The sequence below is a fragment of the Sphingobacterium detergens genome (assembly GCF_003610355.1).
GTDB classification, from domain to species: Bacteria; Bacteroidota; Bacteroidia; order Sphingobacteriales; family Sphingobacteriaceae; genus Sphingobacterium; species Sphingobacterium detergens.
In genome coordinates this window covers 235,749-247,746 of sequence record NZ_RAPY01000004.1, presented here as the reverse complement: position 1 = coordinate 247,746, position 11,998 = coordinate 235,749, and the positions used below count along the sequence as shown (strand labels likewise).

General features: G+C 38.2%; 9 protein-coding genes. 2 read left to right on the top strand and 7 right to left on the bottom strand.

What is annotated here, in order from left to right:
• Positions 1 to 125: 125 nt before the first annotated feature.
• A complete protein-coding gene (locus DFQ12_RS19585; RefSeq protein ID WP_120260739.1) occupies positions 126 to 656 on the top strand; it encodes an NADPH-dependent FMN reductase in 531 nt (176 codons plus the stop codon).
• 94 nt (positions 657 to 750) lie between these two features.
• On the opposite strand, the gene DFQ12_RS19580 is transcribed toward DFQ12_RS19585, so the two are convergent.
• From DFQ12_RS19580 to DFQ12_RS19550, 7 genes are all read right to left on the bottom strand, one after another.
• A complete protein-coding gene (locus DFQ12_RS19580) occupies positions 751 to 1,899 on the bottom strand; it encodes a TlpA disulfide reductase family protein (RefSeq protein ID WP_120260738.1) in 1,149 nt (382 codons plus the stop codon).
• Between the two features lie 8 nt (positions 1,900 to 1,907).
• Complete coding sequence (locus DFQ12_RS19575; RefSeq protein ID WP_167457316.1) at positions 1,908 to 3,098, bottom strand: thioredoxin family protein; 1,191 nt, start codon at positions 3,096 to 3,098, stop codon at positions 1,908 to 1,910.
• A gap of 78 nt (positions 3,099 to 3,176) precedes the next feature.
• Positions 3,177 to 4,625 carry a RagB/SusD family nutrient uptake outer membrane protein gene (locus tag DFQ12_RS19570; protein WP_120260736.1) on the bottom strand — a complete coding sequence of 483 codons (1,449 nt, stop codon included), beginning with the start codon at positions 4,623 to 4,625 and terminating at the stop codon, positions 3,177 to 3,179.
• Positions 4,626 to 4,637: 12 nt separating this feature from the next.
• Complete coding sequence (locus DFQ12_RS19565) at positions 4,638 to 8,300, bottom strand: SusC/RagA family TonB-linked outer membrane protein (protein WP_120260735.1); 3,663 nt, start codon at positions 8,298 to 8,300, stop codon at positions 4,638 to 4,640.
• A 90-nt stretch (positions 8,301 to 8,390) separates the two neighbouring features.
• Positions 8,391 to 9,533 carry a FecR family protein gene (locus DFQ12_RS19560; RefSeq protein ID WP_120260734.1) on the bottom strand — a complete coding sequence of 381 codons (1,143 nt, stop codon included), beginning with the start codon at positions 9,531 to 9,533 and terminating at the stop codon, positions 8,391 to 8,393.
• 99 nt (positions 9,534 to 9,632) lie between these two features.
• Complete coding sequence (locus tag DFQ12_RS19555; protein ID WP_120260733.1) at positions 9,633 to 10,226, bottom strand: RNA polymerase sigma factor; 594 nt, start codon at positions 10,224 to 10,226, stop codon at positions 9,633 to 9,635.
• 144 nt (positions 10,227 to 10,370) lie between these two features.
• Positions 10,371 to 10,712, bottom strand: coding sequence for a winged helix-turn-helix transcriptional regulator (locus DFQ12_RS19550; protein ID WP_244211796.1), 342 nt, complete (start codon positions 10,710 to 10,712; stop codon positions 10,371 to 10,373).
• Between the two features lie 111 nt (positions 10,713 to 10,823).
• Here DFQ12_RS19550 and DFQ12_RS19545 point away from each other — a divergent pair, with 111 nt between their 5' ends.
• Entirely contained in the window at positions 10,824 to 11,888 is a 1,065-nt protein-coding gene (locus DFQ12_RS19545) for an NADH:flavin oxidoreductase (protein WP_120260732.1), read from the top strand.
• Positions 11,889 to 11,998: the final 110 nt, after the last annotated feature.

The window sequence follows — 11,998 nt, the reverse complement described above, 5'->3', positions numbered from 1 at the left end:
CAGATATTTACCTATCAGCATATAAAATAATACTACCCTACTATAATCCAATAATGAAATGGAGGAACCGTTTTTATCTAAAAATTCGGTAAATTCACGGTATAGACAAACACACAAAGCACAACATGAAAGTATTTGCATTTGCTGGAAGCAATTCTTCCACCTCAATCAATAAACAATTAGTTAAGTTTGTTCTGAAAAGTTTTAGTGACCATGAAATAAACTTGATTGATCTCAACGATTATAATATGCCTGTTTTTTCTGTCGATCTAGAAAAAAATGGTTTTCCAGAGGAGGCTCATCGTTTTCTGGATAATATTACCGAAAGCGATATCATTATCTGTTCATTAGCGGAGAATAATCGTTCGTATAGTGTTGCCTTTAAAAACGTTTTCGACTGGGCTTCCCGGATAAACGTAAAGGTATTTCAAGACAAACCAATGTTACTAATGACTACCTCTCCTGGCGGCTATGGTGGTGGGAATGTAATGGCCGAGGCTCAAAAATTCTTCCCGCAATTTGGCGCTATCATCAAAGAAAGCTTTTCACTGCCAAAATTCTATGAAAATTTTGATCTGAACAATGGTGTCATTAACCCCGAGCATCTCAGCACACTCAACGAAAGAATAGACAACTTTAAGAAACAACTATTCTAATCATTTTTTCAATTGCATGGATGTCGACACAGAGAATCCACTTTTTTTGAGTTAAAAAGGGGGCATTGCATTGAAATGTCCCCTTTTTATAACCTTATTTGATTAATTCTGTGAGTTTATCAGTTAGTTGTTTGCCTTTTAAATTAATACCGACGATCTTCCCCTCAGGCGATATCAAATAATTTTGCGGAATAGCCTGAATACCATATAGCTGGGCCGCGTTATTTTGCCAACCATTTAGATCAGATATCTGTGGCCATTTCAAACCATCTTGTTCGATGGCTTTTGTCCAATTATCTTTCTTTCCTGGTTTATCAAGTGAGATTCCCAAGATTTCAAAAGCGGGCCCTTTAAATTGCTTATAGATTTCAACTAAATGTGGGTTTTCGGCACGACAAGGACCACACCAAGAAGCCCAGAAATCCAATAGTACATATTTACCCTTGAAATCCGATAATTTCAGCAACCGACCATCTGGTGTCAATTGTCCGAAATCCGGCGCTGGTTGTCCAATTCCCAATTTCTTGGCAAGTAGTATTTCTCCTTCAAGCTTCTCTCCTATTGTTGTTTTTCGTAAGTTAACAGATAATTTGAGAAACAGAGGTTCAATCTGGCTGACATCACTTCCATACCGTGCTACTTCCTGAAGTGCCAATAAGCTAAAATAATTATCCGGATTTTCGACAATAAATTTACGCTGTGCCTGTACACGCAGCTCTTCGATTTTCTCGATCTCTGTCGAGACCTGCCTCAGTGCTTCTTCGTTTCGATTTTTATCCTGATATAAGTCAGCACGTTTGGATTGCTGAGCGATCAGCTGCTGCTCATAGGAATGTAAATAATCTTGATATTTCCGATAAGCAGCCTGCAATTGTCCTCCTTTTACAATAGATGACTCAAAAGGATCTTTAATAACAATTTCTGTATTAGCCTCAAGAGGGTCTACATAAAATGTAAGACGTTGCATGGGTCCCCCCTTTCTATGGAAAAATGAAGTACCATCTTTAGAATAAAACAATATGACCTGTGTAGGTTCATCAATTTGTCCTTTATAAGCTACATTTGACGAATTTAAACTTACAGAATCTATTTTCAGTTTTTGACCAACAAAATAGCGGACAAATACCTTGGCCTCTGAAGAAGGAGGCTGTCCGTTGAGAGTCAGCTTAAAATCTTGTTTTTGTCCCACGACAATTCCAATCATAGATAAGCTCAAAAGAGCTGATATAAATATTTTTTTCATGTTGATTGTTAAAGTGCTTTGGCACGCTCCAATAGCGCATCCGCCAGTTTAATGATTTTTGAAGTTTCCAATTCAGCCAAGCCTCTCGCAGCTTCTGCCGCTTTGATGGCTTCCTTCTTTTTATTCAATGCAATGCAGATATCTGCCAGGGTTCCCTGATTGGAATAACTCGATGGATTCATCTCTGCAGCCTGTTTTGCAAGGATGTAACATTGTTTAAGGATAGCAGGTTTAGCAACATCTCCTTTTGCATTGGCATTACGTCGTGCAATAAAACTAAGCTTCTCATCCTCGTCTTTTAGGAGTCCCTTCCGCAATTTGTCAGTCAACGAAACAAACTCTTTTTCTGTACCATGAGCTGCGATCCATTCAACCTGATACATTGCAGCGTCAATCTTGTGTTCCGGTTTATTTGACTGCTCAAAATAGACCAGTCCTTTTCTAAATTCGTCGGCTTTGCTATCACGGATGTAACCATACATCGCATATCGCAAGAGCTGTATTTCCTTATTCTCAAATTCAGTTGCCAAGGCTATGCTTTTAAAATACGTCTTATTTGATTCGAAAAATTTACCATAGCGATCCTCCATACTCTGTGCCATCATTTTTATCGTTTCCCAACCATTTGGACTTCTTAAAAACTCATCAGTGGCAACACTATCCAAAGCTTTTTTGGCATTATTTGTAGCCTTATTGTCCGTCTGTTCCATAACTTTTATATAGCGCAACAGAAAGTTAGATTCACGAACTCCCTGATCATACTGCTTACGCAGATTGGGAATTTGGTAGTTGGAATCATTCGCCTGTTGTGCCTGCTTCAGGAAAAGATCGGCCTCCATACGGGACTGCGTTCTATAGATCAATGTCCCCTGCCCATCCAGAAACAAATAGGTAGGAAAACTTTTTATCTGATAATTTTTTGCAATGTCCACTCCCTCACCTACCTCACAATCAAACTTGGTATTAATAAATTTCGAATTAAAGTAATCGGCAACTTCAGGCTGTGAAAACACATTGCCTTCCATCCATTTACAAGGGGCGCACCAGGAGGTAAAACCATCTAAAAAGATCAGTTTATTTTCTTTTTTTGCTAATTCCTTCGCTTCGCTAAAAGTCACCTTTTGGAATTGTATATGTTCTTGCGCCAGCAATATTGCAGACTGTATGAAGGCCAGCGATGTCAATAATAGTTTCTTCATAAAAATATTTTTTAAAACTTGGAACCAATCTTTGCTTATAATGGGCAAAGATTGGTTAGGTAAAAGCATTTATATTTTTTATCGTTCATACTGTGGAATTCCCGGATTTAGGGAAAGTACTTTGGGTGGTACCGGAAGTATCATTCTAAGGTCTGTTGACTCCATTTCAAATACTTTACTGGCCAACGGATGCTTAATTGATTTCTTATAATTATCCGCAATAACCAAACGTTTCAAATCGATAAGTCTAGTCGATGCCATAAATGGCATTTCACGTCGTCTTTCATCTAGGGCCAACTGCAGCGCAGTTTTCGGATCACCTGCTGTCAATGCTTTATTATTTTCAATACGACTATTTCTTAGTGTATTCAAGAATTCTAAAGCTTCCCCCGTATTTCCTGTACGTGCAGCTGCTTCAGCAGCGATCAGAAATAATTCTGGTGTATTAAATCCTGTACTAAAGTCAACATAGGGGGCATAAAGTACACGTCCAGGAAATTTAATTAAATTAGGACCAAAGGAGGCTTGATCACGACAGAAAAATAATTCGTAACGCTTGTCATTTGCTCCGACCGGGAGATCTTTTGCATAGGTATCAATCAGTTCCTTGGATGCATAAAATTCAGCATTTTGAGAACCTAAACTACTTGTACCGGAACGAGTCCATATTGACTCTATATTGGTTCTAGCATCAGGAAACTGTGAGGAATTATCGGTCTTGAGACATACACGTCCAAAAGTTGTCTTATCTTTATTTGTATATAGGTTGTAGTTGATCAGATTTTTATTCAAAGCTAGCGCCTGTTTAGCATTCTCCAAAGCCTCTTTGAATTTCCCCTGATATAGGTATACCCGACTCAAGAAAGAATACCCCACAGAACGTACGGCCTGAGATTTGTTTGACTGTGCTGTACTCAAGTGCGGTAGTGCATCATTAAGGTCGTTAAGCACTAGGTCATAAATGGCTTGCACAGATACACGTTCATATTTTTGATTAATATCTTCCTTTAGAACCAAAGGTACACCCAAATCCTTAGCCGCATTAGCTGGATTATAATGAGCGGCATAGATATTGACCAGGCTCAGATACTCAAATGCCCGGCCGATCTTTGCTTCCGCCCAGACCCTTTTCTTCTCAGTTTCCGAACCGTCTGTCGCTACGAGCACATTATTTATAATCACATTATAGGTAAAAATATGGCTATAAGCAGTCTCCCAATAAGGGTCATATTGACCATCCTCAAAAATTGCACCATGAGCGAGACTATAAAGCTGCTTCTTAACATAATCATAATAATCAAAACTAGCCGCAGATTGCACGTCTTGCGGATCGCCAGACTGTAGATTGTCTGTTAGGTAATTGGGGTAAACTGGGGAAGCACTAATTAATCCCTGATCATTTAATAATAATTTGTAGTCATTAAGATTTTCGGGAATAGTAAATCCCTTGGGTTTTATATCTAAGTATTTATTGCAGCTACTTAACGTCATTAAGCCAAATAACAGTCCTATATATATTTTTTTCATGATATCTTCTTTTTAAAATCCTACAGAAACACCTAAGTTATAAATCACCGGAGCTGTGACTCCACGACTAGGGCCCGAAATATTTGTACTCGTCGCTGTTGTATAACCTACCCAAGCTTCTGGATCGAGATTTTCCTTGTTAGCCACCCAGCGCCAAGCATTCAATACCTGCCCAGTCAATCGGATATAACTTAGTTTGGTCGGTGCAATCCATTTGCTTGGAAAATTATAAGACAGGGAAATATCTCTCAATTTAATGTAATCTGCCTTTTGTACAAATTTATGTGCAGCATTATAGATGTCCGATATATTACCGGAGGCAGCTGAAATGAACGCTGGAGCAATATCCGGATTATTTTCATCGCCTGGTTTTTTCCAATAATTCAACCAAAGCTTATCGAAATTACTGTTATAGTTCAGTTCGGCGTATTTACTTAAAAACTCCGGATGAACACCCCGCATCACATGACCACCATTGAAAATAAACATAAAGGAAAGAGTCAGATCTTTGTATTTAAATCCATTTCTGAAAGAAACATTATATGGGGGTATTGTCGTTCCTTCGTAAATTAGATCGTCGACTGTCAGTTGCTGTGTACTTTCGACCAAACTGCCATCAGCCTTTCTCGCCAACGGTCTTCCTTTATCGTTCAAGCCCGCGTAATCGATGCTATATAGACTTCCCATAGGCACCCCAACACGATTTTGAGGCATATAATAATAATAGTAAGGTGTATTTTGCTCCACAAAAAGATTCGTGATCTCATTTTTATTATAGCTGAAATTCAGGGTACTATTCCAACTAAATTGTTCATGTTGAATCATTTTACCATTAAGTCCCAATTCAATACCCCTATTCTGCATATCGCCATAATTGAGCAGCACGACATCCCAACCCAATGTTGGATCCAAAGGTGTATTACCTAACAAGTCTGTCGTTTTCTTATTATAGAAATCGATACTTCCTGAAAGTCTATTTTTAAATAAGGAAAAATCCAGTCCAGCATTCCATACAGATGTGCGTTCCCAGCGCAATAATGGATTTGGAGGTGAGTCAATTGTAGCCTGTAGTTCACCACTATATGGATTAACCGTTTTACCTACTCTTGAAATCAAATATGGTCCATTGTCTTTCGGGACATTCCCGTTCACTCCATAGGTCATCCGTATTGCCCAGCGATCTAATGGTTCCCAATTTAATTTTGGTAATTGGTACAATGCGCCAATTGACCATAGCGGTTTATATTGATTTTTGATATCCGTACCGAAGAGGTTGGATTGATCCATCCGTATACTTCCACTTAATGTCAGCTTTTTGTTGTATGTATAAGATCCGTTCGCATAAAAAGAGACAAATCGATCAATTACATCACGGAAACCCTCATCTTTATTTCTGGAAATAGTATAACTATTGAACAGTGCTTGAGTATTTGGAATCATTATACCAAACAATTCTTCGTTAATTCCTTTAAAGGCTAAACTACTCTCATCATAACCGTATTTATAAATATTGGTATAACGATTGTGAATCTGCCTCCGTTCCGCACCGGCAATAGCGACGATCTCATGTTTATCCTGGATATTATTCTGATAGCTGAATTGACCACGGAGGGTATAACTATTGACATCATTGCGTTGCTCAAAAAATTGCCCACCTTGCGGTATATTGCGTTTAATCACCCCGTCTCTTCCAATCTGTGTGGCATCATTAACCATACCAGCAACCGATTGCGCATTCTTTCTATTTATTGTACCCTTGTACCCTTCGGTTCGTTCATTTTGATAAGATAGATCAAAATCCAACCCTTTAATAATCTTAAAGTTGGCCGCAAAATTGAAATTAATATACTTATTATAGAACTTTTCATGCACAGCTGAAACATGATTTAGTGGTATATAAGTTTCATCTTCCAGGCCTAATCCATTTAGTCGATCTATCTCAAATTGAGATTTAGATCCGTACCATTGAGCCGGGGAGCCATCTTCATTACGCAATAAGAAATAGGATGCTTTCGTACCAACATACTTTTCATTAAAACCGATATAATTGTCATAGAAATTAAAGCCAATATCGCCCTCTCTATTTTGGTTTTTCCCTAAAATATTAGCTCTAAAATTAAACCAATCAGTCACTCTAAAATTATTTTTCAGACTGAAACCTAACTCTTTATTCGTAGCCCTTCCTTTGTTATAGTCACCCGGTTGTGTATAATTAAGGGAGTAGTGATAAGTGTAACGATCTGATCCACCAGAGATCGCCAAATTATGCTGTTGATCAAACCGGGTCGTATTCAGAAATTCCTCCATTTGACTAAATCGATCGCGATTACGATAGACATCCAATTGTTTTTCCATTTCCGCTTCGGAGATTACTCCCCCTTTGTGGTTATAAAGAATTCGGTAAACGTCGTTCATTGATTTCCGAGGATCAATCGCGGCATAATCACCTGATCTATAATTGAACATCTGTTTTTGAAAATCAACCAGCTCTGAACTGCTCATCTGGTTGAGATACTTCCGGCTTGGGAGACCACGGAAAGACAAGGTATTGCTATAATCAACCTTGGTTTTACCTGCTGTACCGATTTTTGTTGTTATCACGATAACACCATTGGAGGAACGTACACCATAGATTGACGCAGCTGAAGCATCTTTTAAAACAGTAATAGACGCAATATCATTGGGATTGATTGCAGTGAGATCGCCTTCATAAGGCATACCGTCAACGACAATTAAAGGTGCGGCCTGCGCATTAATTGTCGAACGGCCCCTCACCTCAATACCAAGATTATTTTTTTCATTTTGGGGACTGGAGGTGTTACGAACCAAATTCAGGCCAGGAAGCAATCCGTCAATCCGATCCAAAAGGTTCGGTTGCAATCGTCCTTCCATATCTTTGGCGGTCACTTGCGCAAACGAACCAGCAGCGCGCTCTTTACTGATCTTTTGATACCCCGTATTTACGGTTACATTAACCTCTTGCAATTGTGCATCTATTGCGTGCAGCCTAATTGTTCCAAGATCAGATTTTACAGGTAGTGAAAGTGGCGAAAATCCGACCATCGTAATCTCCAATAAACTGTTTGCACTGACGCTACTGATTTCAAAATACCCATTTTGATCTGTCGTTGTACCTTGAGCTACACCTTTGACACGAATGGTCGCACCTTGTAAAGGACGATTGTTATCATCAACAACAAAGCCCTTGATCAGCATCTTTTGATCTGATAAACGATTGTAGTTCGAAACAATTCCCCCTTGTTCGGCTTTTTCACGTACAACGATTATCTTTCCCTTAATTTCAAAACTAAGATTCAGATCATTCAATAATTTCTCAAGTGTTCCATTCAATGTTCCCTTTTCAACATTGAGCTGAACCTTCGTATCTGGATCAATAGTCTTTGCTGCCCATACATAGGAGTAGCCTGTCTGTTTATTGATTGTCGAAAAGACTTTTCTCAACGAAACAGATTTTTCATGAATAGATACACTTTGTCCATACGTTTTAGCTCCTACATGAAGCAAACAACAGGACATCATAATGGTAGTAAGCGATATACGCATAATGTTTCCCCTCCAATGCGACCTTCCCCAAAAGTCTGTCCGATCGCTGTTTTTCATAATTTCCGCTTGTCCGTGTAGGGCACGACAAACTTCTGCATAATTTTTATACATTTGTTTTAGGTTAAGAATTAAAATTCAGTTACAGTTAGAATTGCTTGACCAGAAGCCCTATTTGTTGCAAGCGTTTAGGGCTTCGTCTTTTCATTTAGATTGCTTTTTATCTACATAAATCGTGTTTTCTTTAAATTTGAAATTGACTTTTCCTGTACTCTCTAGTACATTGATAATATCTTTTAAGCGGCTATTACGGGACAACATCCCTTCAAATTTTTCTGACTTTATCTCGTTATCGAGGTAAACCACATTGACGTTATACCAAGCAGAAATATCCTCCATAATAACAGACAGCGGTTCAGAGTTGAATATAAAATAACCATCTTTCAATGCATTACCAATTTCAGTATCTATGGTTCTACGTTGGATATGACCAATATTGATATATGCCTCCTCTCCAGGAGATAAAATAATCTGCCTTTCTCCTTGTTGAACCTTCACTTTTCCTTCATATAAGGTAGTCCTAAAGTCACTTAGACTTTTATTTGCCTTAACATTAAAATGCGTACCTAATACCGTCACATGAATATTTCCGGTTTGAACATTAAATGGTTTCACTTGTGATACTTCTCCTGAGGAGAAGTATTTCTTTGCTACTTCAAAATAAGCTTCGCCGATCAATCGAACTTGTCTGAGACTATCTGTTTCATAATAATCCAATTGGGTCTCAGCATTCATCCAGACCTTAGTACCATCTGGTAAGAGAACGGCCATTTTACCACCTTTTGGGGTAGAAATAAGTAAGCTATCATTGCCCTTAGTCAGGTTATTGGGTAGAGTAGCCAAAGACAATACAGTATCTTTAGGTGAAATAGCGATCGAATCTCCATTTTTCAGGTAGATTGTACCTGCGGTTTGAGCGGGGAGGATTTTTACGTCTGGATTTGCCTGATATCCAGTATCCATCAGGTAACGAACAAAAAATAATGTTAAGGTACCTATTAGTACTGCAGCGATTCCATACGACCAAATCCTTCTAAAAGGGAAAATAGTTTTTGGAGCGCTCAGATGCTCCTGTTCAAAAGTTTCAAAGGATGCTTCCCAATCGTAAGCATATAAACCCTTCAAATCTCTATCTAACATCTCCTTGTTATCCAACATATCACATACTTCTCGGTTCGAAGCCGCATTGAGGCGCCAAGAATCTAGTTGCAATTGCTCCTCATAACTTAATCCTTCAAGTTTTGATTTACTCAATAAATAGATGATATGTTCGGTTGTATGCTCCATATTGCTTTATATACTTAAAACAATATTTTGATTTCGTTTCTCTAAAGAGATGGGGAATGTTTTTATAATCAACTGAAAATCAAATTTATAATTTACAACCTAATAATACAGAAGGAGTAACAGTAAACAAAAAAACTGATCAGGCCTAAGCCTTTGCCTGAGAAGTTCAATTCCTCTTTTCTTTTGATTATATACGGTACTTGTGGTAATACCTAAGGAAATCGCAACTTCTTGTGGACTTAAATCTTCGACGACCAGCTTGTATATTACATGTCGACACTGTTCTGGCAAGGTCTCTATAGCGTCGTGAACCTCACGTAGCGTTTCTAGATAGATCATTTGATGGCTGACAGGCAAATCTATCAGATCAACCTGTGTGATATAGTTATCAGCAAGCTGTTGTGATCTCTTATGTTGTTGAATCCGATTAAGTGCCGCGTTTCTGCAACTTGTATATAAAAAACTCCGGATCGACTCAAAATGATTAAAATCGCTCCGTCTTTCCCATAGCTTTAAAAACACATCCTGGACAATTTCCTCAATAATAACTTTATCCAAGTTCATTTTTTCGAGAAAATAACACATTGGACTATAAAAGGTTTTGTACAAGAACTTCAACCCTTCTCTTTCACCTTCACGAAAAGATTCGATGAAATCTTGTTTATTGTGTTCTTGATTTACCTTGTTTTTCACAATTCAATATTACCTAAATTTTAAATAAATATGAACCGTCTGGGTTTAAAATTTCATATTCTGTTAGTTATATATATTCTTGTTATTACATTTCAGTAAAAAACAGTATATATAATCCAAAAAAAGTAAAGTACTTGCTATTTCTTATAATATCAACGGTGCAGGCTCCTCATAATATTCCTCATTCCATTTTGCTAACTGACACATAATCGGAATAAGTGCCTTTCCCTTTTCAGTCAGAGCGTATTCCACCCGAGGAGGTAACTCTTTAAATTCCTCCCTCAAAATAATACCATCTTCCTCCAATTCTTTTAAAGAGGATGTCAGTACTTTTCTTGAAATATTTTCGATCAATGCATCGAGTTGTCCAAATCGGGCTTTTCGATCTCTTAGTGTGTATATAATAATGGGCTTCCATCTTGTCCCCAAAATTCCCATAGAGCGTTGCATCGCGCATGAACAATTCTTAAAATCAGTTCTTTTCATTGCCAAAACATTTGATAGTTACGCAAAGGTAACTACTTTACACTATCAATAGTTACAAAAATACACTATTTAAAATATCTTTGTAAAGAAACTCGCAAATGATATAAAAAAATGAGCATACAAACACTTTTCAGTCCGTTCCAATACAAAAATCTTGTATTAAAAAACCGTTTCGTCATGGCTCCCATGACACGAGCATTTTCTACTGACGGGATCCCTGGAGATGTCGTTACAGGTTATTATGAACGACGGGCAGCCGGGGACGTTGGTTTGATTCTAACCGAAGGAACTGTAATCGAAAGGCCAGCGTCAAAAAACTTAAAGGACATTCCAAATTTTTATGGAGACCAAGCTTTAAACGGCTGGAAGAACATTCTAAATGCTGTCCACGCAAAAGGAGGTAAAATAGCACCTCAAATATGGCATGTAGGGTATACCCCAATGCAGTGGACTCCGCCAGCGGCTTTTGAAAGTCCCGACACAATGACTTTGGCCGATATAGAAAATACTATCCAAGCGTATGCTGATGCTGCAAGATCTGCAAAAGAGCTAGGTTTCGATGCCTTTGAAATACACGCCGCACATGGTTATTTGATTGATCAATTCTTTTGGGAGGGGATGAACCACAGATCAGATGAATTCGGTGGTAAAACGATAAAGGAACGTTCCAGATTTGCTGTCGAAGTTGTGAAAGCAATGCGAAAAGCCGTTGGACCGGATTTTGTAATTATCATCAGACTATCACAATGGAAACAACAAGATTATACGGCAAGATTAGCCCCTACCCCAAAGGTAATGGAAGATTGGATTTTACCATTAGTTGATGCAGGCATAGATATTTTCCACGGAAGCCAACGACGCTATTGGGAGCCAGAATTTGAAGGCAGCGATTTAAATTTCGCCGGATGGCTGAAAAAGGTTTCTGGCCAACCGACAATAACGGTAGGGTCAGTAGGACTTGACAAAGATTTTGGTGAAGTATTTACCAATTCAGAATTTAAGTCGTCTCCAGCTTCACTAGATGAATTGGTACGTCGATATGAAAGAGGGGACTTCGATTTGGTCGCAGTAGGTCGGGCGATCTTACAAGATCCAAATTGGGTAAAAAAAGTTCAAGCAGAACAATTCGAAGACTTATCTATCTTTGAGGCTAAAAGCTTAGCAACATTGTCTTAGCTAGTTCAATGCGCGAAGTATTCTAATAATTCATATTAACAGTTATATGATAATAATCCGTAAAAGACGAGCTTTCGTTTTTATGGATAAAACAAGATATCCACTCGTTT

What these genes read in the sequence shown, in the direction of transcription:
- DFQ12_RS19585 (WP_120260739.1), top strand. Translation starts at nt 126, where the DNA reads ATGAAAGTATTTGCATTTGCTGGAAGCAATTCTTCCACCTCAATCAAT.
- DFQ12_RS19580 (WP_120260738.1), bottom strand. Translation starts at nt 1,899, where the DNA reads ATGAAAAAAATATTTATATCAGCTCTTTTGAGCTTATCTATGATTGGA.
- DFQ12_RS19575 (WP_167457316.1), bottom strand. Translation starts at nt 3,098, where the DNA reads ATGAAGAAACTATTATTGACATCGCTGGCCTTCATACAGTCTGCAATA.
- DFQ12_RS19570 (WP_120260736.1), bottom strand. Translation starts at nt 4,625, where the DNA reads ATGAAAAAAATATATATAGGACTGTTATTTGGCTTAATGACGTTAAGT.
- DFQ12_RS19565 (WP_120260735.1), bottom strand. Translation starts at nt 8,300, where the DNA reads ATGTATAAAAATTATGCAGAAGTTTGTCGTGCCCTACACGGACAAGCG.
- DFQ12_RS19560 (WP_120260734.1), bottom strand. Translation starts at nt 9,533, where the DNA reads ATGGAGCATACAACCGAACATATCATCTATTTATTGAGTAAATCAAAA.
- DFQ12_RS19550 (WP_244211796.1), bottom strand. Translation starts at nt 10,712, where the DNA reads ATGAAAAGAACTGATTTTAAGAATTGTTCATGCGCGATGCAACGCTCT.
- DFQ12_RS19545 (WP_120260732.1), top strand. Translation starts at nt 10,824, where the DNA reads ATGAGCATACAAACACTTTTCAGTCCGTTCCAATACAAAAATCTTGTA.